Genomic DNA, 24,003 nt, shown 5'->3' with positions numbered 1-24,003 from the left:
AGCTGACCAGTAGGCCAGCCCGTTTGGTGATGTTGTCTGAATCAGTCAGGTCGCTTTGGCCTGTTTCAGGGTTTCGCTGGCATCTCCGGAAAGACCATCCAGATGGCTGACAGGCAGGACGCAGACTCCCCTCATTTCGGCGAGGGCTGTCATGTCAAAGCTCGCGTAGTTCAAGCTGCGATAGGTCCTCAAGTAGAACCGCTTGCGGTCAAGGTCCGACAGGTTGGTCCAGCAGGTGTATTCGGTCGCGTAGGTTTCGCTTGATTCCTGCGAGAGCCCAGCGACCTCAAGATGGCCGCCACCTTCGGAGGGGTAATCGATCGAAATGCCACGTGGGCGGTCGAAATTGTTCATCACGTGAGCAAGCGTCATGACAGCGGTGTCAGGCTCCGTGGCCTTTTCGGCATACTGCGCATAGTAAGCGGCCCGTACAAAGCGGCCAACTGATGTGTTGGAACCGGGCAGACCGGCGGTGGCGATACCGGAATCCGGCTGTGTTGCCCGATAGCTGCCAAAGGTGGCGTTGGACTTATCGACGTTGTTGAGGAACGTATAATTGTCCATATTTGTCAGATGCCAGCTGAATTCGGGACCATTGGTCATGACACCGACAGGGTTGTCATAGGTCGTCATCTGACCTTTGTTGAATTCGATCACGAAGGATGCGCCGCTTGCGTCGTGAACGACATAGTGGAAAGGCGATTCCACACCGCCCAGAAGCGTCAGCGCTTCAAGCAGGACCGGTTGTTCCTCCAGTGCCGTCTTGACCTCAGCCACTGTGGAAAACTGTCCAAGCGCCCAAGTCCCCAGATCAGATGCCGAAAGCACGGCCTGCGTCGCCTCGACTGCAGCATGCGGCCCTCCCGCTGTGGGGTAAGACAGCAGACTGAAGGTCAATCCCTGATCGTTCATACCTTCGAGAACTTTCAGATCAGCAAAACCCAGTGGAGCATCTGCGGTCGGAATGCGCCCGGGCATAGTCACAGCAAGAACGGCAAATTTGCTGTCATAGGTTAGCGCCGGGTGGCCCTCGATTTCCGACGAAAAGGCAAGCCCCTTTGGAAAGTAGACAAGCTGATACGGAAGGTCCGAGGTGAGTTCGAGTGTTCGACCAAAATAGGCCTTACCCGATGCATCAAGATAGATGAGAGAAGTACACATGCGACGTCTTTCTGTTTCTGGTCTGGTTCTACGCGCGAGATGTCTTGGACTACTTTTGTCTGACAACACGCTCTGCGAGGCTTGGTCAAACGTGTTCGCATCTCTGTCATTGCCGGCTCCGCAGAGATAGCAAGTCAAAGCCGAACACTGCTCGGTGGGTCAGGTTGGGTTGGATAGCTCCTTGTTCAGTGTCGATAGTTGGAAGAGGGCGGTCGGCGGGACTGTTTCTGCGAACCAGACCGTTCGAAAAAGCATCTCCAATTCGTCACGAATCTCCGCGCAGCGTGCCAGTGTGGTTGCGTCAGCACGCTGATGGCGCGGTTCGAAACTGGCCATGCTCAGCGCATTAGGCGTTTCGGAAAGCGTCTTCAGAATAGCAGCAGAACTCGCGATTTCTTTAGAGCGCTCAGGTTGCGAAAGACGGGCCAGTTCGTACACCCGCGTGGCGGTTTCTGCGAGTTCCCGATGGATCCGGTTGTATATGCTGGCCGGCCAAAACTGCGTAAAGATGACGTAGATCACGAAAATTCCCAGCAAAATTCCCCCGATCCGGTCACCGGCCTGCGAAAATTCGAAACTGGGCCCGAACCCGTTCAGTGTCGTCAAGAGGAAGGCCAAGGCAATCTGGACGCCACAGTAAGAAATGCGTTCATTGCCTGAGGATACCCAAGCGGCAATCAATACCGCCCCAAACACCAGCAGCATCAACCCGCCAACCGATGTCAGGCTTGGCATCACAAACAACAGCGCCGCGCATCCCAGTGCAGCTCCGAACAGGCAGCCGACAATCCGCAAGGTCAGCTTGCGCACGGTCTCTCCGGTGGTGCCAAGCGCCGCCACGTAACAGGTGATCAGGGCAGTATGGATGCCGTCCCATTGGATGCCTGTGTAGATCAGGTAGCACAGCATAGCCGCAATTGAAGTCTTCAGTGCGTAGCGTTGATAGTCGGGATTGGTAAATGCATCAGCTGCGAGTAAGGCTTGGGGAGTTGGTTTAGGAGCAGCGCCGCCATCCGACCGAGCCAACCCTTGTAATGTTGCAAGGCACGTCTGTTCCGCGTGACTCTGCGGTTCAAACTCTGGTGCAGCCGGTATAGAACCGCCCGCTATCTGCTTGGCCATCTGTCGAATCTGCGCGGCGATTTCGGGTCGACGGTCGATTTGGATATCAGCCAATGGGGCCTGAGAGGCCAGAAGCAGCCGATAGCTGGTTTCGATTGCCCCATTCAGCCAGGTCGACTGTGGTCGTGGAACCAGGTTAAGAATTCGAACCAATACCATTTGCTGTAGCGACGGATCGTTTCCTTCCGCCAGCATTTCGGTGAGGTCCTCGGGATTGCCGGAAAGTTCCAGTTCCAGTGCGGCCGTTTCGAGCCGCTTCACGATCAGGTTTCGCACATGCGTCTGTGCGGGCACGCCTAAGATCAAGTTGAACAGGACCATCAGCGCCATCGGCATGCAGGCCATTTTCCAAGCTGCCAGCAGTCCCTGATCCCCGATTTGCCCGATTGGTACACTTGTGACCAATGACATGATGAAGGCAATGATCAGCCCCACGATGGCCGCCTGTTCCCCCAATGGAGTAGTCGCGCTGAGAAACAGGAAAAAGTAGGACGCAAAAAACATGATGGCTAGTCGCATGGCGGCGCTGTCGATGCTGAAATTGATTACCGGAATCATCAATAGTACGACAAGCGATGCGAGCAGTATCAAGCCAATGCCCAAGAGACAGTTCATGACCGCGTCAGGTTTCATCAGAAAAATGACCAAATAACAGCTGATCGCCGCTTCGGGGATGCGAAAGGTCATGGCGACGCCGGTCACCAGGGCGCACAATAAGGCCACGCGCCAAGCCAGCGCAAACCGTCCTTCAAACGGCTGCAAATCCTGCCAGGCCTGTGCGACCAGCTGGGAGAAGGGAGCGCTAACAGTCGTCATCGGATTGGTGCACCGTTGCCACTACAGAGGCGCCGACTCGCATCAAGTCTTCTGGGGGATTGGTCAACCGAATCCGCACTGGGAAGCGTTGTTGAACTCGAACCCAGTCCAGTGATTTTGGAACGATCGGCAGGGAAATCGGCAGGTTGATCAGCTCCTTTGACGCAATGCCCCAGCCGATACTTTCGACGATCCCTTTGATAGGTCTCTTGCGTTCGGAAAGCGCATAGACCGTTACGCAATTTCCGGCAGTTATATTTGGCAGAATTGTTTCTGGATAACTTGCCGTCACGAACCATTCACCGGTGCGGATAAGCGAGAACATCGACTGGTCAGGCAAGACATAGTCCCCTTCGGCGACTGTCATGCCAACTATTCGTCCGTCTTGTGGTGCCCGCAACACCGTTCCTGCAAGTTCGTATTCAGCAATAGCCAGCGCTGCCAGACGGGCCCGGATGAGGGCAGCGGCCCCCATTTCATCGCCGATGAGAGCTCGCGCAGCCTCTTGTTGCCGCGTGGCTTCGCGCAAGCTGACTTCAGCATTGCGCTTAAGTGTGCGGGCATCATCGACCTGTTGCTTGGACACGAACCCTTTGTCCTCCATCGGCAACAGACGATCCAGAGTTTGCGTTGCCAGCTCCAGATTTGCCTGCGCGCGTTCTACCTGGTCTGCTGCGATTTCGGCATTGGCCAGTTCAGCCTGAATATTGCGAGCTTGGTCACTGGCTGCGGCGTTGGCCATTTCGACATCCGAACGGGTTTGTTCGACTGCAAGCCGCAACGCAGTATCATCTAGGCTGACCAGAATGTCGCCCTTGCTGACAAGGGCGTTTTCCTTGACGTGAACGGCCTTGATCCTGCCGGGTACGCCCATCGCCATCTGAATGATTTCGGCATCTATCGAAGCATCGTCAGACAAAGGATTTTGCTGACCCAAACGGTAGCTGCGATAGCCAAGGACGGCAGCCGAGGCGACAATCGCTAGGCTGAGCAATGTTCCAAGTACTAAGGCAAAACGGGAAAACGGTTTGGCGGTCATGACTCAGCGTCCAAAATACAGAAACGAGATCAGAAAGGTCAGGGACAGCGCAAGGCTCATGTAGGTGACGACCCGCCAGCGTAGAAAGTCGTCAACCCCGACGGTCACCAGTATCACACGGATCACCACCGTGAGCATCACGGCGCTGAACAGGCTGATCAGCCAATAGGGGAAGTAGCTACCGAACATGGGCAGCGAAGGGGCATTTGCGGCGGTTGCCTGAACTGACGCATTGAGCATGAAATCTATATCCTTGTACTATCCGGTCATGCCGAGTCCCAGCATGTGGGTCGTTAGTCCGAAGTAAATAATCAACCCGGACAAATCGACAATCGTGGTGAGAGCGGGTCCGGATACAACTGCTGGATCAAGCCGGGCGGCTACCGCGCCAAGCGGCAGGACTGCACCGATCAATGTCGCGCTGACGACCTGTACTGCCAGCGCGACTCCGATGGCAAAGGCGATCTCGCTCAACGTCAGCCCCAGCGGAATATCCGCCGGGTTGGAAATCAGCAGTACCTTGAAATAGGCGAACGAGAATAGGGCCGCCGCCATCATCAGCGACACCCGTGTTTCGCGCCACAGTACCAGCATTGCGCTGCGCACCTTAATGCTGCCTGAACTAATTGCGCGCGTGACCAGGCTAGCGGACTGGGTGCCGACGTTGCCGCCAGTGTCCGCGACCATCGGCATGTAGAGCGCAAGAATGACCAGCGCGTCCAGGGCGTCTTCGTAGATGTGAACGACATACCCCGCGGCGAGACCGGCCACGGCCAGAATAAGTACCCAGGGCGCGCGACGACGAAAATCTGCCCAGATTGACATCTGGGCATAGTCGTCCGCAGGCGGGCCGACCAAGCCAGCTGCGTCGTTAACGTCATCCTCGGCCTTTCCCAGAAGATGGCGGCATGCCCGTTTCTGGGAAATAACCCCAGCCAGCTTGTTGTCGTGGTCCAATACCGGCAGGATGGCCAGGTCGTCGTCTAGGATCTTGCGCGCAGCCTCATCAGACGACCAGTCCGGACCGGCGTAAGTAGGCGCGCGAGACATGACATCGTCGATCAGTGTCTCTGACGGGTTTTGCAGGCATTGTCGCAGGCTGAGAATGCCGATCAAGCGGGCGTTTTCTTCCAAGACACAGGCCGACGGGACCAATTGCGCCCCGGCACCAGCGATCTGTTCGGCGGCGTCGCCGCAACGAGTACCGGACTGCAGCAATATCGCTTCTGGATTTGCGATGCTCAGGGCCGAACGAAAAGGTTCGGTAAACGTATCGCGCAACATGTCGCCTGCACCGCGCCATGCCATCAGGGGTTAAGTCCGAAGTATTTGATGCTGAGTTCACGCAAGGTCCCGTCCTCACGTGCCCCGACCACCTCTACGGTGATTGCTTTACGCAATGGGCTGTTTCTGGTCAGGCCAAAACCGTACTTTTCTGGGCTGAATACTGCCCCAACAACAGTCAGAGGCTCGCCGGAATGCTGCTGCGCATAGTATTCCAGCACCGGTTTGTCACCGATCACTGCCTGAACATGTTCGGAAAGCAGAGCATTCGCCGCAGCGGAAACCCTAGGGTAGGATATGGTTGCCAACCCGTTGTTCAACGCAAAGCTCTCCGCGGTGCTGCCATCGACAACGGCGACATTTAGACCAGGCAAATCGGCTACGCTGCGAATGTTGTTCTTAATGCTTAGCGTGGTCATGACGCTGGTGATCGAGGACGTGACGAAAGCAACGACCACGACTCCGAAAACCAGCCAGAAACCTTGCCACATTCTGCCCAACCAACCGAACAAGTTCTTACGTTTCGGCGGTTTTCCCGAGGTCGCCACAGTCATCACGGTATAGAAACTTTCCGCAAAGCCGTCGCGAAAGGCCGCTGGGAAATCCTTGTCGAATTTGCGATCAAAAAAGGTGAAAGCGACCGAAGCGAAGACGATCGCAAATGCCAGCCAAGCATAGGCGCGCAAGAAGCCCGAATCCTTTAAACCCGCGAGCAAGCTCCAGAAATTGGAACCGGCCCTGTCGTCGATCATGATCCGCAACCCAGAGTCATACCAGGGCTGGGTAAAATCGATGCGCGATGTACGGTCTTCGGTAATGGTTAAGTTGCTGACCGCTACATCGATCTCGCCTTCTGCGGTCGCGTCTATCAATTCGCGTACCGTATCGTATTCTTGATATTCGAACTGATACCCCAAGTCGCCTGCCATCCGATCCCACAGATCAATCGCGAAGCCCGAATATTGACCATCTTCGGACATTACGAAAGGTGGGCTGTCATGTACCCCGACGATCAGATTCGGCGCCTCATCCTGAGCAGAGGCAAACGTTACCGCGAAGACAAACAAGAGCGTGAGTGCGAATGTATTCATCAGCGTAATGGGGTCTCTGGGGAAACGAAGTCTCGACATCTTGTTACGTTCTCAATTTCAAAGTTTCACAACAAACCTGCTCCATAGAGCGGCGACTCAGGGAATTGCGGAAATGGCTAGGAAAGCACCGAATATGACAAGGTGGATGCCACCCTGCATGATAGTTGTTTTGCCCATGGCCAGAGACAACGTGCTCATGAACAGCGTCAAGACCAGCAGGACGATGTGTTCGGCATCAAGCCCGAGCACCAAGGGTTGCCCCTGTACGATGGAAATCAACGAGACCACCGGGATCGTCAAACACAAACTTGCGAGCGCCGACCCCAAGGCAAGATTGAGACTGGTCTGCAACTTGTTCTGGGTGGCTGCACGAATTGAGGCGATACCTTCGGGCATCAGCACAATCAGCGCGATGATGACACCAACCAGTGCCTCAGGGAGCTCGGCCCCAATGATGGCGCTGCGAACCGGCTCCGCGAGCATTTCGGCCAGAAGTACGACTGTGATCAAAGAGATAGGCAGCAATATCACTGCCATCAACAAGGTGCGGCCAGGAACCGGCCCGTGGTCTTCCACAGAAATGCTGGCAAGATCCAGAAAGTCGCCGCGATGCGATACCATCTGGACAAAAAGAAACAGTGCATACAGAACGAGCGACATGATCGCCACAAACATCAACTGTGCAGGGGCATAGACGGGACCATAGATAGACTGCGTGAAATTGGGCAAGATCAGGCACAAGACGGCCAAAGTCCCCAACACACCCAATGGAGCGGTGGCGCCGCGCGCTTGGAATTCTTGTTCGTGAAAACGCAGACCGCCAATCAGCAGGCAGAGACCTACGATTCCGTTCAGAACGATCATGATGGCCGCAAACACCGTGTCACGCGCAACAGGGCTGTCGCCGGCATCATCCGACAGCAACATTGATACAATCAGCGCAACTTCGATGATCGTTACTGACAAGGCCAGCAAGAGGGATCCGAAGGGCTGCCCAACCTTGCATGCAATGACTTCTGCGTGGTGAACTGCGGCAAATACGGTCACGAACAATATTGGCACAGCAATCAAATACAAAAGGCCAGGTGGATTTGCGTGAAATACTGCTTCAATCACTCCAAACAGCGCCACCCCTGTCAGCGGTGCACCAATAGACCAAGAATTTATGACCTCTTGCCGTGACATCGTTGTCCGACCCTTCTGAGTGGATGTCTTGTTAAGCAGTTGAGATCTGAGTGCGATATTTTATGAGGAAATTCAAGGCCTTGAATTTTGGGTTTTTTAGCGATAACTCACCATTCTTGAGCAGCTTGGCGTCGGCGCCTTCTCTGAAGGTTAGGAGCCTTGTTGCGTAAGTTGGACTTTGAGCACAGCTCCCCTTTCCTAGGACAGACCTGTCCTATAATCTCGGTGATGGGTAGCCGAAAAGGCATGCCAAGCATCTGATGTGCGCCTTCGGAGGCAGCAACTGCAGATAAATATACCTCAAATTCAGGTGGCTTGACGGGTAATGCCCCATGGACCGGCGGCTGCCTCCACCATAGAATTACCGTTGATCAGATCACGAGCCCATTCGTCGAAACGCCCTTTCGGGAACTCGTCCACTTTCAGCACGAAGTTGCGCATTGGCGTTGTTGCAGGGATCGTCCCACGGGTAATTAATAACGAGGCGGTCTGTTCTTTTCAGGATGCTGTAAATGCCGCTCAAGTTAAACGCCAGTCGTCGTGGCAAGATCCCGAAGCAACGGCATCAAGTGACAAACTGGGCTGAATACAACAATTGCCTGCGACAACGCGGGGATCTAACGGCTTGGATCAGCGAAGACGCGCTTGCCTTGTGGTCGGCACTATGCCGAACCACGCGTGGCGGACAGCGGCGCTACTCTGATCTGGCGATCGAGATGTGCCTGACGCTGGGCTTGGTCTTCAAGCAGCCATTGCGGCAAACCCAAGGCTTGATGCGCTCTATTGCGCGGCTGCTGAGGGTTGAGATCGCAGTGCCGGATTTTTCCACCCTATTGCGCCGGGGCGGTAGGCGGACGTTGCGCGCGAACCCGAAATCCAAGAGCGACAGACCTCTACAACTGGTCACGGACTGTACTGACCTGAAGATCTTCGGCGAAGGCGAATAGCTGAAGACAAGGCCTAAAACCAAGCGCAAACGGCGCTCTTGGCGCAAGCTGCACCTCGGTCTTGATCTTGTCAGCGGGGAGATTGTTCGCTTTGATCTCACCAAGGACGACGTTGGCGATCCGACCGCACTGCCAGGTTTTTTTGGATAAAGTTGACGGTCCGGTTGATTGGTTCCTTGCAGATGGAGCCTACGACGGAGCAGCAATATCTGGTTTGTTTGTCGCTCGGTACGGACCGATGATCGAGGTGACGATCCCGCCTCCCAGAAACGCGATTGTGAGCCCCAGTGAGGCCCACAATCCGACGGCGCGTGACTGCCATATCACCGAGATCGAAAGCCACGGACGGATGGCGTGCCAGAAAGCCTCTGGCTACAATCTACGCAGCCGAGGTGAACCTCTCATGGGCCGCTGGAAAACGGTTATTGGGTCCAAGCTAAGGGCGTGCAGCTTTTGGAACCAGAAAACAGAGGCTAAGATTGGCGTGCAGGTTCTTAACCGGATGACCGGACTTAGCCGGCCACGTTGCAAACGCACCGCCTGAATTCCGCCTCCAGTAGGGCGCGTTCCGAACTTCAGAGCATCCGTGCTACAGCGCCGCTCATCGGGATACTTAGTTGGCCGGGCGAATGAGCTTTCCCCAAACGTAGCCTTGGCGCTCATGCGACATGGTTACGGTATACCAATTCAAACCCCGTAACTTGCCAGTGACTTCCATTGTTTCCCCCGGGGCGAAAGTTTTTGCGATTGCAAAATTGGTGCCTGGGCCGTGGCGTAAATGCGTATCGGTCAGAGCGACATATGAACTGGCCCTGACCGGGTCGATTGAATAACCGGGGCTACCGGGCTTGAAATCCGAGGCCGAAGATGGTGCCAGTTCCGTTGGTGTGGGTCCCCACTCTAGGCAAAGGTTATCGCGTTCCACTTTACGGCCTCTCAGTAGATGCGCCAGCTCTTGGATCGTTAGAATTGGCGAAAGTGCCAGTTCTGCGACCAGTCGGGCTGCCACACGTAGCTCGCTGTAGCGGACACGCGGAGCGCTCCATGGACCCTCGACTTGATAAGGCGTGGTGATCAACAACTGCGATGTCAGAGAATGTGGCCGGACCAGAACATCAAGTGTCTTGTCCGCGAAATCGATATTGCCTGAAGCCCGGGAAATCGTCGACGCGGTCTCCAGTAGAAGCGTCCTTACTCTTGCGTCTCCTGCATCGATCGCAAATTGGCCAACAAAGCAACGGAGATCGGGCGCTGATCTCACTTCTCTGCCGAGCAACAGCCAATGGATCAGACTTGATCCGAGCAAGTCGAAATACCGATTGTAGATGTGGCCACGCGAGATTGCGAAGTCGGTCGAACCTTCCAGCGTGGACACGAGCTCTCCAAGAGTGTCGCCACTGCTATTTAGTTTCAGAAGAAAATCCAGCTCGCCATCCAGCGGAACAGTTCTCTGGACCTGTTTGAACACCTGTTCGAGAACTATGTTCTCACCTGCGGCATCAACAGTGATCTGCGTTGGTAATGATCTCGCGTCTACATTCGCGTCGATTGTGAATGATCCACCCACGGTATCGAACCTGAGTGGTTTGATTTGCAGAACGCCAGTTTCGAGGGCAAGGTCCAATCTGCCGCGGTCTATTGACATATCATGGCCTTCAATCTGGTCAATGTCCAAGAGCAGGACAAGGTCCACAGCGCGGAGGGCGCCGAACGGCAACGCTCTTGGCTTGGTTCGGGCATCATCGGGTGCGCTCGATTGCCAGGGTCCATCGGGATGGATGCCAATATCGGCCAGATAGAGGACAGGGATCGACACCTGACCCGACACGCGCGGACGCGCGCCCGACAATGTAGCAGAGAGGTTCTCGGTGAAAACCGTCTGGCCGAGACGTCCTTTACCTATGGTACTGAGTGCGCCGAGCTTGCCCATCAGGCGGCCACTATAGGAAAATGGGCCTAGCGCGGGTATCCGCAGACCAATAATCGAGCCGACAACTTCAAGATTTTTGGCCGCAATATCTATGTCCAGTGCGGCCCTTCCCGTCTTGGGGTCTCTGACCGCTGCACTGGTCGCCTTTATAGATAAGATATCCGTGTCGTCCGCCACGATCTGAACATGGTCGAATTGCAAGCTACCTGCGACCCGGCTCACCTGTCCGGCCACATTCATTATTCCGAGATCTGGCAGCTTCCTGCCAACCAACCCCACCAACCATGGCGTCACCGCACCCGTGATAGCGACATCGGCGGGCCTATTTCCTTGAATGAGGATATTTTCAATCTTCCCGGTGGCTTGCATCGGATGAATGCTTCCGCCCACGCGAAGGTCGATCTGATCGAGATCAAGCTGCTGGAGATCACCGCTTAGCTGTGCGCTGGCAGAAACCGGGCCAAGATCGGGCAGCGTCAGGCCAATCGGTTTGACAGCATCTGCGACCGTTGGTGCACTGGCGCGCAGTTGAAAATCCAATCCTGACATGGCCAGTGCTGGCATTATCTGCAATGCGGTCACGCCGCCAGTCGCCGCGATTGTCAGATCTGTTCCGTCACCGATTTTGAGTTGGGTATTCGAAACTCTAAGCGTCTTTGAACTTCCTGTAAGCGAAAAGCTACTTTCGACGGGCCCAAGGTCTGGCAAATGCGCATTCAATAGGTGTGAAATCACCGTTGACGGCGCGTTGACCCCTGCCTTGATGTCAACGCCATCCATAAACGTCTGGCCGCCAAGGTGCATTCCAGCGATGTCACCAGTTAAAACGATCTTGGTCGACGCGGTAGGCTGCTTTTGTCCGCCGGTCACGGTCAAATTTATGTTTGCGAACTCAGGTGCCGCGAGATTTCGTCTTAGGTCTGCGCTCCCGGTGAGCTGACCTTTGACGGCTGTATCTTCGCCCAATGCCAAGCCGATCTTCGAAACGTCGCTGGATAATGCTGTCACATGAATATCGAGCCCATCGCCATCTGTCGGTTCGGCAATCGTACCTTTCATCGTCAAATCGAGGCCGACAAGCGACATTGCCATATCGACCGGAAAGGGTTTGGTCGACTCCAAGGCATCAGCCAGTGTTCCGGAGCTCCCGGATGCGCTGAAGGCTCTGTCATTCCAGCGTCCCTGGGCATTGAGTTGGTTAAGGGCGTCGACCTCGTCAATCGACAGCGTCGTTAGTTCAACAACAGTCTTAAGACCAGTAACCGTATCGAGATAGCGCCCGGTGAAGTTCTTTAACTTCACATCGCCAAATGCCGGGACCCGAAAGCTCTTGGTCGTTGGTTCGGGGCGCCGCGTATCGTTCGTCCAACTTCTGAGGCCATCCGCATTGATTTCCAAGTTGACTTGCGCATCTGAAACGGCAAGCAGCGGAACCGAAAGCTTGCCTAAGAGAAGCTGTCGTAGCGACATCTGAACGTTAAGGTGACCAATTTGCGCAAGGTACGGTTGCGTCGCCCATGACGGGTTATCGATCCGTACACCCGAGACCGAGAGTGTGGGGTGCATGGAAACGGTTAAAGAAAACGGTCCGTCTATGGCAACTGTCCGGCCGGTGAACCGTTCTGCCAAATAGATCGATATCTTGCGATAATCGTTATCGTCTAGGACCAAAATAGCTATGGTAATCAAAGCGACCAAAAGAGTGACGATAACTCCGAACGCTTTCAAAACCAATTTGATTAATCGAACCGTCATATTCAGTCACTTTTTGGGCAATTGTCGTTTTCCAAAAATTCAAATTAACAGAATCTCGGTTGCAGGCAATTGACTTCACAAAGCATCTAACCTTCGTCAGATGCGGGCAACACGCCCACTTGGCCGGTGAGATGCGCGGCTGTAGAGGGTGGCGCGCCGGGAAAGCCACTTCGTGTTCCCGGCGCTGCTCGTCAAGCTCGAAGCTGTCTGTTTAGAGTCCTTCGAACTTAAAGGGCTCGGCTGGCTCAAAAGCGTCAGTCGAGTCGCCTGCGAAAGTATGCGTTTGCTCCGGACCCAGATCCAAACGCATGACCTGCCCCGACTCAGCCGAAAAGTCGATATCGTTGATGTTCACCCAGAAGGTGTTAGGGGTTCGCGCCGATTCAAAGAAGTACAGTCCGCGCTTGTGGTCCACCACGGTGCGCCACCGGGTCGAGCTGATCTCGGGGCGGTCCGACGTACCGATACCAAGCGGCACCGACGCATTTCGGATTACGCCAAAGACGCTGGCCAGTGCGCGATCTGGACTGGTGTCCTGCGGGACAGCGTTCACATAAAAAGACGCCCGGGCAAAGCGGTCAGCCGCGCGCGACGTACCGGGCAGCATCACTGTTCCGCCGATCTCTTTCCAGTAGGAATTGAGCGCAAGTTGCTTGTCGAACCGGGGAGAGTTGGTCATGACTTGGTACTGACGACCGTGATGCACGAGGGGCTTGCCATCGATATACTCGACGATCGCACTGTCGCCAGTGGCATCGGAAAGCGACAGGTGCAGCGTCGTCAGACGATCCTGACCCGGCACATTCGCTGACACCAAGGTGAATGGCGGATTGCGCAGCACCTCAACCGCCTCGGACACCGTCGCGAAGTTGTCGAGCACGTATTGCGCCCAAGCCGCGATGGTCAAGCCAGGCTTCGTTTCGTCCGAGAACTCCGGATACTCGGATTCCGCCAGCCACAAGAGGTTTGCGACCAAACCTGCCTCGTTCATCCCGTCGGTTGTCGAGACGTCGTAACCCGTCGCCACGACCGAGCCGTATTTGGCGGTCCATTGCAGCGAATTTGGCCCAGCCTCGCCATTTCGTTCCATCCCGCGTGGCAGGGCGTAGAGATTGGTCAGCATAGGCTCGCTCCAGTCCATGGAGCGCGCGGTGATGATCGTGTCGTTCGCGCCGAGATAAACCACACGGGTGCATGCATTCGCCAGCGTTGAAGGGACTAACAAAAAGGCGACACAAGACGCACAGGCAATGCGGCGTACTCGGGAAAGACTGTTCATTCGAAAATCTCCGGTTTTATTGATAGATGTTGGTGTCTCGGGGCGAGGTAACGTGAGTAAACGCAGGAACACCAAAAAACATTTGGTCGCGGGCAGCTCAGATCGATGGCATCGTACCACTGTACCAAACCGTTCACGGGTGAGTGCAGTCGCCAAATTTGATCACCACGATCAAACCACCCCTAAACAGCGCTGCCCTAGATCCGCCATGTAAGCTCAAGCATGGGGCCTACCATGGTCCAGTCGATCTTTGTTCCTCCATCCTCGTAGTCGAGATCCAGGCGACGATAGCCTGCCGACAGGAATAAGTTATCGTTAACTTGATAATTAGCGGTGATCAACGCCTGAATAGTTTGGTCCGAACCGTCCGTGATGGTGTGGATACCCCCGCTCAACGCCTCCCACATAGCTTCCTTCCATTTATGAGAAAGGATCGCACCGTCAATCTGCGGGATCAAACATCTACTTCCTCCGGCGTATAGTCCAAGATATACGCAAAGTGATTTGTCTAATTTCAATGAATTTACTCTCATGCTGTTATTTCGAACCCTGCCAAGATTTTCAGTCGTGTCGCTTTTGAGCGGATTGTTCTTGTCGTCGGCGACCCTGACCCCGTCGCTGATCCCCCGCGACATGCTATTTCAAGGCCTTCTGGCCGGCGTGGCGATGGCAAGCGGCTATCTGATAATGCGCTTTGTCCTGGCTTTATGGAGCGCTTTGGCAGTTCCGATGCTGACGGGCGTGCCAGCAAGGATCGCGAAGATCACCTTGGCAATTCCCGTTTTCAGCTTGTTGGTTTTCTGCGCCGGAGAAGCTAGGGACTGGCAGGACAGTATTCGACTGCGCATGGACCTGCCCGTGCTTGAGGCCACTAGTACGTTGAAAGTTATTGCAGTCGCGCTCGTGGTTTTTCTGGCGCTCTTTCTGATTGGTGTCTTGATCCAACAGCTTTTCGATTTGCTGCGCAACCGGCTCTCGCGCTATATCCCCGAGCGTAATGCCAATGTACTGGGCCTGCTGTTATCTGCGCTGGTAGTGATCGTTGTCACCCGCGATGGCGTCGTCAACAATGCCATGCAAATCCTCGACAAATCTTACGTAGCCGCCCAGCATTTGACCAAACCGCAGCTCGCCGCGCCCACGGCCGGCTGGCAATCAGGTTCAGTACAATCAGAGATTAGTTGGGACCTGATGGGGGAGCCAGGGCGGGAATTTGTTCTTGGCGGCCCGAAGAAAATTGATATTGAGACCTTTAACCAACGTTCGGCCAAGCAACCCCTGCGGATTTACGTGGGGCTTGCCCAGGACAGCGATCCGATGGTGCGCGCACGCTTTGCCTTGGAGGAGATGATCCGGACAGGTGCCTTCCAGCGTAAAATTCTGATCGTGGCCAGCCCGACAGGAACCGGCTGGATGGATCCCGCTAGCTATGATGCGCTGGAATACATGCATGATGGCGACATAGCGACGGTGGCAGCGCAATACTCTTATCTGCAAAGTCCGCTGGCGCTGATCTTTGAAACCGAATCCGGACTTGAACAGGCGACAGCACTAATGCAGGTGGTCTACAAATATTGGATCGAGCTTCCCAAGGAGCATCGGCCCCGGCTTTACATGCATGGGATGTCGCTTGGGGCGTGGTCGTCGATGTTTGCCTTCAACATCTTCCAGATGATCAACGAACCCATCGACGGAGCGCTTTGGGTCGGCCCGCCTTTCTCTTCAACTTTGTGGAATCAGGCAAACTCTGCACGTCGGTCCTCAAGCCCTTATGTCCTTCCCGAAATTGATCAGGGGCAGGTCATCCGCTATTCCAGTCAATTTGGGGAACCCGATCGTTCGGGCGAGCCTTGGGGCAGGATGCGGGTCCTTTTCTTGCAATATGCCAGCGATCCGATTGTCTTTTATTCCCCCTCGACGCTATGGCAAGAACCTATCTGGATGCGCGAAGCGGCGGCACCGGATGTCTCGCCCGCATTGTTTTTCACTCCGATTGTGACCCAGCTTCAACTAGCAGTCGATATGGCGCTCAGCACGTTGCCGCCTGCCGGTTTTGGGCACACCTATAGCACTAAGGATTATATCGACGCCTGGGTAGCCGTCACCGCACCTCAAGACTGGAATGAGGATATGTCCGAAAGACTAAAGAAACATTGCGGCCAAGACCCGCAAATTGGATGCGGAGGTAGACCATAAGTATCGCCCTCTTTTCCGTTCTGGTAGCCTACAGCACGGGGAATCTGTCAGCAGGTCAGAAAACGCCCCAGTAAGAAATTTTCAAAAAGATAACAAAATGCTTTCTAAATTAGTGACATCATGTGCACTTGCGGTCTTTTCGACCCTAGCCGCCATTCCTGCTGCCGCACAGGATGAATGGGTCGGACAGATTACACCCTATGTTTGGGCGGTTGGTGTCAGTGGGAACCTGACTCCCTTTTCTGGCGCGCCTGACCTATCATTCAACAGAAGTTTTTCCGAAGGCAGGGATGATCTTGAGGGCGCTTTTTTTCTGACTGGATTTGCCCGCAGGGATCGTTTGGTGGTGCTGGCGGATGTCAGCTATTCCTCCAGTTCTCGGGGTGGCCGCATCCCACCGGGCATTCCGGTCGAGGGGGAGTTGCAACAACGCTCGATGACTCTGGCCGCGGGCTGGCGCGTCCACAAAGAAAAATCCTGGTCTCTGGATGTGCTGGGCGGGGCGCGGCTCTGGAACATCAAAGCCAACATTGATGTCGCGGGTTCGCGATTGGCCAGGGTCGAGAAAAGCTTTACCGATCCGGTTCTGGCCCTTCGCGCCAATATCCAGCTGGGACCGCGTTGGTCGGCCATTGCCTATTTTGATGTCGGCGGTTTCGGCGTCGGTTCGGACCAAACTATTCAGGCGTTGATCACCGCTAATTATCAAGTTAACGATAACCTATTCCTGTCGGCAGGCTATCGTCGCCTGGATGTCGATTACGAGAATGGAGGGACAAAGATCGATTGGACCATGGAAGGCCCCCTGCTTGGGCTTACATGGCGGTTCTAGGGCAGCCCTGTTTAGGGGGGGATTGATCGTGGTGATCAAATTTAGAGACTGCACTCATCGCACGCAACGAGGCCATGCGGGCATCCAAATACCTCGGCCGCGCGATCTGGCAAAACTGGAGCCAATACCACCGCCGAAGCCGTGCCGAAACGAAGATGCACTGTATGAAACTCTTGGGACAGCGCCTCATGGCGCGGGACTTTGACCGACATGTTGCAGAGGTTCAGGTCCGTATTGCAGTCATGAACGGCTACACCGCGCTCGGCATACCCGTCACGGAAACCATGGGATAGCTGTGTCCGGGGAAAGGGGGAGTTCGTTCAGAAACGACTTTATGCAACAGAGTCTACAAGAACGGGTTTGGATTCAGAGTCGGCCAAATTTTCTACTATGGTAATTATGTTGCAATTTGCCATACACATTGGCTATGCAATGCCACATCTTGTGGTGATTTTTCCGTTTCATTCTGAGGCCTAACCGACAATCTCTTATAGAATTCTTAAGAATGAAGGTGGGCCGGTTCTCGTGCGATGCGTCATTTACCAACGCCCGGGACGCTGTTTGGCATTGCATGTTTTGCCCTGTTCACATTTATTTGGCGCGGAATTGACGAAACGGCCTGAATCGATCTGACGTCGTCCCTCAGTGCAACCACTGCCAACGACCAGAGACCAGAGATCAGATGTCAATCAATCACGAAGATCATTTACCCACGCGCACACCCGAGCAGATCTTTATTCAAAGTGCCATTCGCCTCGGCGCATTGCTTTTGTTCGTGTATGTGTCTCTCGCGATAGTCCGACCATTCGCAGGTATTCTTGTTTGGACGATCATTCTGACGGTCGCTACGCACCCAGTCTATTTGTGGCTGAAGGCCCGGTTCGGTGGACGCGGGAAATTGGCTGCGGCACTGCTGACTGTTGTTCTGATGGTTCTGTTGATCGGCCCGATTGGGGCCCTCAGTTCCAGCCTCGTGATCACCCTCGAACAGTTGGCCGTTAGCGTGAGAGATGGGGGCATCAGCCTACCCGACCTCCCCACACAAGTGACGGCCTTGCCGGTTGTCGGCTCATTCCTGGACAAGAACTGGACTCTGTCCGGCACCGATCTGCACGGGCTGTTCAAGCAATATGGGCACACGCTCGTGCGACCGGGGCAATGGTTACTTGAGGCTGTCGAAAGGCTCGCAAAAGGCATATCCGTCTTCGCTGTGGCCGTGATTGCAACAGGGTTCTTGCAAGAGGCCGCCCCCGCGCTCGGGGCATACACCCGTAAATTGGCGCTGCGCGTCGCGGGCCCACGTGGAACCACCTTTGTCGACCTCGCAATCGTGACAATACCCAACGTCGCACAAGGGATCATCGGTATTGCGGTCATGCAGGCCATCGCGATCGGGTTGGCGCTTCTGTTGACCGGTGTCCCCCATGCCGGGCTGCTTGCCGCCGTGGCCCTTGTGCTGGCGATCTCACAGATCGGGGCAATCGTGCTCATTTCCCCTCTTGTGATTTGGGTCTGGATTACCAAGGACTGGATGGCTGCACTGCCGTTCACGCTTGCGATGGTGCCGACCTATGCCCTTGAAAGCATAGGCAAGCCGATGATCATGAGTCGCGGGCTTGATACGCCGATGATCGTTATCCTGATCGGTGTTCTGGGCGGGGCCATCGTTTACGGCCTGCCGGGACTCTTTATTGGTCCAATCGTTCTGGCGGTTTTTTACGAGTTGGTTTTATGGTGGGTCGATTCAGACGCGCAAAAAGATCAGAATTGAACAAACGACCGCGCCCCGAACAGGCGCACAGAGGCTTGTCGGGGATCATCAATTTGATGACCGCGATTCAAACGCAATCGGCCCTGATGCAAACATGATCCATCATCAGCTCCGGACAGCTGCCGTTTCCCGTCCAAGCAGAGGTCCATGTATTCGAGTTCCATTCTCGCTTTATACCTCGCAGGCCGCACCCTGATAAGTCGTTCGTTTCCTGCCGCATCGACTATCGCGAGCAACGATCAATTTCAAAGTTGAGGGCAGCGCCAAGAGCAACAACAAATGCTGAGTAATAGATCCAAAGCATCAACACGACAGCCGCGGAGAGAGTGCCGAACGTTACGCTGTAATGGCTGAAGTGGTTCACATAGTAGGAAAACCCCACCAAAAGAACCAGCCACGACACGGTCGCAAGTGCGGCGCCTGGAGCCAATGCCCGCCTGCTTAGTTTTCCGTGCTCCGGCCCGAATCTGTACAACAGAAGGAAACTTCCAAAGATGACTGTCATAAGAAAAGGCCACCGACCCCATAGTGCCAGATCGTTCATGGCCCTGGGAAAAGGAAGATGCCTGATCAACAGCGGGAGAAAAGTGAGTGCTGCGAGACAAGAAATGAAGAGAAGCAACGCCCCAATTGTCAGCCCTACGGCCAAAATGGTTCGGTTAAAGAAACTTCGCGACGTCGTTTCGTGAGATGCAAAATTGATCAAAAGGATCAGATACTTGATGCCCCGTGATCCCATATAAAGCGATGCCAGGGTAGAGAAGAGCAATCCGATCGTGAGGTTCGAGATTGTGCTTAAGCCGAGTTCCTTCAACTGTTCATCAAGAAGCTGATACACGCTCTCCGGCAGGAACGGCCGAAGTGTCGCAAATTGTGCCTCGATCTCCGACGGAGAGAACGCAAGGCCGTAGATCAGCACGAATATAGCTAGGATGGGAAACACAGACAGAAAGCCGAAAAAGCCCACGCTCGCGCAGTGCGATCCTGTCTCAGATTGCTTCATCGTGGTCCAAACCCTGAACGCGATTTGATATATATCTGTCTTCTGAATAGCCCGTTGGTCGAAGGGATGCTCTGGAACAGGCATGGTTTCTTGTCCTCATAGATCTGGTTCTGGGATAAAGCCTATACTCGTCAGATTGTGCTTAGGGCCAGCCGCGATTTTATTTAGCCGTGTTGTGATGTTCCGAATTTTGGTTGCATTGCCTGACGAGTGGAGACCCCAAAAGACAAAAAACAGAGGTGGTCGTAGTTTTTCAACCCGTATGCAGCCAACACAAAGAGCTCAAGGAATGGTATGGCGGGACGTTGTTGCAGGGATCGTTGTCAGCCTGATACTGAGATTACTCGTTCCCCTTCAGGATGTTGGGCATGCCGCACAAATAAATGCTGACCGCCGTGGTGAAATCCCGGTGGTCCGACAGCCCTACCGGGTCTGCTGGACCAAATAGCCAGCCCGCTCGCCCAATTTCTGGCAGACGGTGCATACGACGGCGACCCAACACACGACCTTCTTGCCGTGCGCTTCGGAGCGATGATTGAGGTCACAATCCCTCCTCCCAAGAATGCCAGCCCGAGCCATAATGCGGCACAGAATCCGGCGGCACGTGACTGGGATATCGCCGAGATCGCAGCCCGCGGGCGGATGGCCTGGCAGAAAGTCACTGGCTAAATTCAACGCAGCCTGGGCGAAACTCTCATGGGCCGCCAGAAAGCCGTCAATGGGTCCAAAATTAAGGCTCGCCCCTTCGAGAGTCAGAAAACAGGATCGGCGTCCGAGTTCTCAACCGGATGACCGGGCTTGACCGCCCGCGTTTCTCGAACGCACCGCCTGAAATCCGTCTCCAGTAGGGCGCGTTTTGAGTTGCAGTTGATCTGTGCAACACGGCCATAAATGAGAGAAATATCTCCTGCGGACAATGGGGATATACTGTGAATTACTTAGCGCCCGGAGCGCGCCTTACCGCAGGGATCATGCCAAACCACCTGCGCAACAACGCCGTCAGACACCAAGCGTTTCAGGCGAATTAACGCTCCGCCCGGATCACAGGCGTATCGTCAGAAAGCAGAAGCAAACTGCCCGCGTCATCTATATCGAAGCGCTGCACAGACGCCAAAGTATCCAAGAATAGCTGCTCTTGCTCCGTCAGCGCGGTATCACAGGCCATCTGCGTGACCGCCAGAGAGCCTATGCCCAAGGCACCATCACCTTGCATCCAAAACGGACCAGTATAGCGATTGCAACCGGTCGAGCCATAAATTTGCATATCATCTGTGATCGAGATCAATGGAGCGTTGTCCGCTTCCACTACAGGTTCTCCATTTATACTTGACACAGTCCACTGTTTTTCCTCGAGCAAGCTCATGCTGTTGCCGCCGCAACCCTTGAGCGTGCCGTCTGCCGTGGTCAGCTCGGCCGTCTGAGGGAACACGCGCCCAGTCATATCGTCACGACAAATTTTGTCCATCACGCTGAATTCCAGCCCGAACTGCGCAAACCTGTAGCGATAGCCACCGTCGATGAGCGTCAGTTCCGGCAGGCGCAGATCAAGCCTCTCTTCGCCATAATTAAGGCTCATCAAAATACGGCTGTCAGCGATGGCAACAGTCCACCCAGGCTCGTTACCTTGCGCAATCCAGGCAGTTTGCGCTTCTTCAGGTATTATCACGCAATCTGCGAGGTCATTTCCGTCAAGCGTTACCATTGCCCGGTCGCCTTTGCTCCAGAAGATGTTCAAACCATCTTCTGCTTCGAATTTCGCGCCATCGGCTGAGATCGTCTCTTTCAGGATATAAATGCGCTCATCCGTTTGCACCACGGCCTCATCATCGCGAAAGCCCACATCAAGATCGATGTCACCGCATGTGTACTTGCTCTCAAAGCCAATCGGCTCAAATCCAACCATCATGATCTTACCAAGGTCGACACTTTCAGCCCCGGCGTCGATGGTGATCGGGTCGCTGACCCAACGGGGGAGACCGTCAACCCGGATGGCTGCGCGAACCGTGGCATTCACCCCAGCCAGGATATCAAACGAAAACGGCCAAGGAACCTGCTGCTCGTTGGCATCCAGATCAACCGCCCCAAGATCAGCGCCCTGAAATCCAGTAGCTTCGACTGATAGTGAAGAGTTTGGCGGCAACGCCATGCGTTCACGATAGACTGCAGAACCGGAAACTTTACGCTGCTCCTGTGCACCCGCTCCAGTTGCTGCAACCGTCGCAAACAGGAGTATCAAGCTAGAACGCAACATAAACTATTCCTTTCTTACAATCGCGCGTCGCGTATAGCAGACCTGAGCATCTACGAAACGGCATTTTCGATGCTGACTGGTCTTCTTGTCCAAGTGCGCCTCGTGATTTACCGCAATTGATGTGGTTCGATCCCCATACAGCCGGAACACCACCACCGCCGTCAAAAATTCAACAATGCCGCGATACAAGTATACCCGCACAAGAGCGAGGCAGTTGCGCCAGACGCGGCGATGACGAGCGATGTGCAACACCGAACTTCGTATGCTTGGAGGATCACAGAAACCAACCAGGGCAATATACTCTTGATCTGCAAGCATGGTCCTGCAATCTTAAATTCATGCGGAAAGCGACCTGGGGAATGTCGATTCATGCCTTGTTGGATCAAAAATAGTCACGACTTTCATCTGCAATTTTGATGGTTTCGCATTCTCTGCCAAATCCGACACGCCCACGTCCTAATTTGGCCTCTCTGTAATACTCAAACCAGGATCTCAGCAGAACCGTAAACGTGGGGAAGCGCGGATATGATCGGAAGATGTCGCATAGTCTTGATACGTCACCCCGCCAAGCTCGTATTCGTGAGAAAGACAGCCGTGATTTATGACAAATGTACGATCGGGACATCTGGAAAGATAAGCCGATCAAGTTTCATCCCAACTATGGCTTTTCTACTGCTTGCGCTGACAGGCTGTGCCGCGCCTTTGTCACCGGACTTGGAGCAATCTCTTTCAGTCGTTGTCCCGACGAAGGTCGATTTCGCCGATCTTGAATATTACGCAAAGCGTTCCAAGGCTGCGTACGATTCAGTTTCGGATATCCGCAAAGCATTCCCGTTGGCCACACGGATTGTGACGGTTAAATCCGTCGGCGTCCAGTATTTCATCGAAACTGATTTGACCAACAGAAATCAGACTCTGTCGATCCGGGGCACGGCACAAAAACCGAATGTCTGGGAAGACATCGAAATTGCCCTCCTGCCCGACAGAATTATAGGTATTCCTTTGCATCGCGGATTTAGAGATGATGCATGGGCAGTCTACACCGATGCGTCCCCTTATCTGCGAAAGGACTTACCGATACGCGTGACGGGGCATTCGCTCGGGGGGGCCGTTGCGGTGATCGTGGCCGCCTATCTCGAACGGGAAGACTACGATGTAGACCGTGTCGTCACCTTTGGCCAACCCAAGGTCACATCCAAGAGACCCGTTGATGATCCTGTTGATTTGATCACACGGGTTGTAAACGAGGAGGACATTGTACCCATGATTCCACCAAACGCTCTGGGCAGGAAGTACCAGCACTTCTCGCCTGAGGTTATTCTCATGGATGGCCCTGACTATGTCTATCTACCAGAGCATGATGCCAACCGTGTATCTGTCGGCGAATTTTGGCGAAATATTAGCCACCTTTCTGTTAAAGATCACCAGATGGATAAATATCTTTCAAATATCAAAGAGAAGGTCAGAGCCGGATCGAAACAGATACCATATTCTGTCCGACAGTCATCTGACACGTCAGCGGGTCATATCTGAACGGTTGTCTCGCTAACTTTCGGAGTTCCGTTGCGTCCGGTTCCAACCTGGTCCAATTGGCGCGACTTCAGAAGCCGGTAGCAGGATTGAAGAGTTGATCAGTTTCAAAGGCGCGCAGTACCCGAAATCCGTGATCCTGTACGCCGTGTATTTCTACGTCCGCTTTCCCGTTTCGTATCGCGATCTCGAAGAGATCATGGCAGAACGTGGCGTCGATTTGGGTCATGCGACGCTCAATCGTTGGGTCGAGAAATATGTGGACGCGATTGCCGAATAAGCCCATCTCTGGAAGTCACCGACGGGCCGCTCGTGGCGAATGGATGAGACCTATGTCAAAGTAAAAGGCGAGTTGGCCTATTTGTACCGAGCAATCGACAAACAGGGAACACCCTTGATTTCATGCTGTTTGAGCGTCGCGACGAGTCCGCAGCGACCGCGTTTTTCATGAAAGCCAACGGAAATAACGGCTGGCCAGACAAAGTTGCAATCGACAAGAGCGGATCGAATATCCCTCAGCCAGTTTACTGGCAACATCGTGTTGGTGTCGTCACATTTTCTTCCGGCCTGCCAAGAATGCTGATGTGGAGACCGTTCAATTGTATGGAGTGCAATCTTCGAGGGTTGTGATGGAGTGGACATCCCCTGATCTCTTCTGATAGGTTTGGGAGTGAACAGCCCCACTTGAGTGGTCCAAATTGAGAGTTAGTGCATGAATGGCCTTTGGTCCATCTGAACGATGGCCTCTGGCGCAGGTGGGCGGTAGCCCAGAGCACTATGGGGTCGTTTGGTGTTGTAATGGTTCCTCCAT

The 24,003-nt window shown here is 54.4% G+C and carries 19 protein-coding genes and 2 pseudogenes; 8 read left to right on the top strand and 13 right to left on the bottom strand.

Features of this window, described 5'->3' with window-relative positions:
* Positions 1–45: 45 nt before the first annotated feature.
* The 7 genes from ABJO75_RS16830 to ABJO75_RS16800 form a co-directional block, all read right to left on the bottom strand.
* Positions 46–1,161, bottom strand: coding sequence for a linear amide C-N hydrolase (locus ABJO75_RS16830; RefSeq protein WP_348134988.1), 1,116 nt, complete (start codon positions 1,159–1,161; stop codon positions 46–48).
* A gap of 159 nt (positions 1,162–1,320) precedes the next feature.
* Positions 1,321–3,099, bottom strand: coding sequence for an FUSC family protein (locus ABJO75_RS16825; RefSeq protein ID WP_348134986.1), 1,779 nt, complete (start codon positions 3,097–3,099; stop codon positions 1,321–1,323).
* On the bottom strand, positions 3,086–4,138 hold the full coding sequence (gene mdtN / locus ABJO75_RS16820) for a multidrug transporter subunit MdtN (RefSeq protein WP_348134984.1): 1,053 nt from the start codon (positions 4,136–4,138) through the stop codon (positions 3,086–3,088). The genes ABJO75_RS16825 and mdtN overlap by 14 nt, the downstream gene beginning before the upstream one ends.
* A 3-nt stretch (positions 4,139–4,141) precedes the next feature.
* On the bottom strand, positions 4,142–4,378 hold the full coding sequence (locus tag ABJO75_RS16815) for a YtcA family lipoprotein (RefSeq protein WP_348134982.1): 237 nt from the start codon (positions 4,376–4,378) through the stop codon (positions 4,142–4,144).
* Positions 4,379–4,396: 18 nt separating this feature from the next.
* Entirely contained in the window at positions 4,397–5,446 is a 1,050-nt protein-coding gene (locus tag ABJO75_RS16810; RefSeq protein WP_348134980.1) for a magnesium transporter, read from the bottom strand.
* Positions 5,446–6,513, bottom strand: a complete 1,068-nt coding sequence (locus tag ABJO75_RS16805) for a transporter substrate-binding domain-containing protein (RefSeq protein WP_348134978.1) — start codon at positions 6,511–6,513, stop codon at positions 5,446–5,448. The genes ABJO75_RS16810 and ABJO75_RS16805 overlap by 1 nt, the downstream gene beginning before the upstream one ends.
* Before the next feature lie 96 nt (positions 6,514–6,609).
* Entirely contained in the window at positions 6,610–7,698 is a 1,089-nt protein-coding gene (locus ABJO75_RS16800) for a calcium:proton antiporter (protein WP_348134976.1), read from the bottom strand.
* Positions 7,699–8,210: 512 nt separating this feature from the next.
* Here ABJO75_RS16800 and ABJO75_RS16795 point away from each other — a divergent pair.
* Positions 8,211–8,645 (top strand): transposase, encoded by a 435-nt coding sequence (locus tag ABJO75_RS16795; RefSeq protein ID WP_348134974.1) that lies wholly within the window; start codon positions 8,211–8,213, stop codon positions 8,643–8,645.
* A 613-nt stretch (positions 8,646–9,258) separates the two neighbouring features.
* Here the strand turns inward: ABJO75_RS16795 and ABJO75_RS16790 are convergent.
* The 3 genes from ABJO75_RS16790 to ABJO75_RS16780 form a co-directional block, all read right to left on the bottom strand.
* On the bottom strand, positions 9,259–12,330 hold the full coding sequence (locus ABJO75_RS16790) for an AsmA family protein (protein ID WP_348134972.1): 3,072 nt from the start codon (positions 12,328–12,330) through the stop codon (positions 9,259–9,261).
* A 211-nt stretch (positions 12,331–12,541) separates the two neighbouring features.
* Positions 12,542–13,609 (bottom strand): linear amide C-N hydrolase, encoded by a 1,068-nt coding sequence (locus tag ABJO75_RS16785; protein ID WP_348134970.1) that lies wholly within the window; start codon positions 13,607–13,609, stop codon positions 12,542–12,544.
* 197 nt (positions 13,610–13,806) lie between these two features.
* On the bottom strand, positions 13,807–14,067 hold the full coding sequence (locus ABJO75_RS16780) for a hypothetical protein (protein WP_348134968.1): 261 nt from the start codon (positions 14,065–14,067) through the stop codon (positions 13,807–13,809).
* A 109-nt stretch (positions 14,068–14,176) separates the two neighbouring features.
* On the opposite strand from ABJO75_RS16780, the gene ABJO75_RS16775 reads away from it, so the two are divergent.
* The 4 genes and pseudogenes from ABJO75_RS16775 to ABJO75_RS16760 all read left to right on the top strand — a co-directional run bounded on the left by ABJO75_RS16775 (position 14,177) and on the right by ABJO75_RS16760 (position 18,408).
* Positions 14,177–15,805, top strand: coding sequence for an alpha/beta-hydrolase family protein (locus ABJO75_RS16775; protein WP_348414025.1), 1,629 nt, complete (start codon positions 14,177–14,179; stop codon positions 15,803–15,805).
* A complete protein-coding gene (locus tag ABJO75_RS16770; RefSeq protein ID WP_348134964.1) occupies positions 15,783–16,637 on the top strand; it encodes a hypothetical protein in 855 nt (284 codons plus the stop codon). The genes ABJO75_RS16775 and ABJO75_RS16770 overlap by 23 nt, the downstream gene beginning before the upstream one ends.
* Positions 16,638–16,693: 56 nt before the next feature.
* Positions 16,694–16,930, top strand: a pseudogene (locus ABJO75_RS16765) (IS5/IS1182 family transposase); the annotation flags it as partial.
* A 389-nt stretch (positions 16,931–17,319) separates the two neighbouring features.
* Complete coding sequence (locus ABJO75_RS16760) at positions 17,320–18,408, top strand: AI-2E family transporter (RefSeq protein WP_348134962.1); 1,089 nt, start codon at positions 17,320–17,322, stop codon at positions 18,406–18,408.
* Positions 18,409–18,631: 223 nt separating this feature from the next.
* On the opposite strand, the gene ABJO75_RS16755 is transcribed toward ABJO75_RS16760, so the two are convergent.
* On the bottom strand, positions 18,632–19,495 hold the full coding sequence (locus tag ABJO75_RS16755) for a YihY/virulence factor BrkB family protein (protein WP_348134960.1): 864 nt from the start codon (positions 19,493–19,495) through the stop codon (positions 18,632–18,634).
* A gap of 447 nt (positions 19,496–19,942) precedes the next feature.
* Here ABJO75_RS16755 and ABJO75_RS16750 point away from each other — a divergent pair, with 447 nt between their 5' ends.
* The gene (locus ABJO75_RS16750; RefSeq protein ID WP_348134958.1) at positions 19,943–20,080 is read left to right on the top strand and encodes a hypothetical protein; all 138 of its coding nucleotides are present in this window, start codon (positions 19,943–19,945) and stop codon (positions 20,078–20,080) included.
* 355 nt (positions 20,081–20,435) lie between these two features.
* Here ABJO75_RS16750 and ABJO75_RS16745 read toward each other — a convergent pair whose 3' ends face one another.
* A complete protein-coding gene (locus ABJO75_RS16745; protein ID WP_348134957.1) occupies positions 20,436–21,662 on the bottom strand; it encodes an META domain-containing protein in 1,227 nt (408 codons plus the stop codon).
* Between the two features lie 660 nt (positions 21,663–22,322).
* Here ABJO75_RS16745 and ABJO75_RS16740 point away from each other — a divergent pair.
* Positions 22,323–23,195: a lipase family protein gene (locus ABJO75_RS16740; RefSeq protein WP_348134955.1), complete on the top strand. Its 873-nt coding sequence runs from the start codon at positions 22,323–22,325 to the stop codon at positions 23,193–23,195.
* A 94-nt stretch (positions 23,196–23,289) separates the two neighbouring features.
* A pseudogene (locus tag ABJO75_RS16735) lies at positions 23,290–23,702 on the top strand (IS6 family transposase); the annotation flags it as partial.
* 195 nt (positions 23,703–23,897) lie between these two features.
* Here ABJO75_RS16735 and ABJO75_RS16730 read toward each other — a convergent pair.
* Positions 23,898–24,003, bottom strand: a 106-nt coding sequence (locus ABJO75_RS16730; RefSeq protein ID WP_348129038.1) for an integrase core domain-containing protein, incomplete at its 5' end; no start/stop codon positions are given.

The sequence above is a fragment of the Sedimentitalea sp. genome, from assembly GCF_039973035.1.
Lineage (GTDB): Bacteria > Pseudomonadota > Alphaproteobacteria > Rhodobacterales > Rhodobacteraceae > Sedimentitalea.
This window is presented reverse-complemented; position numbering and strand designations above follow the sequence as displayed.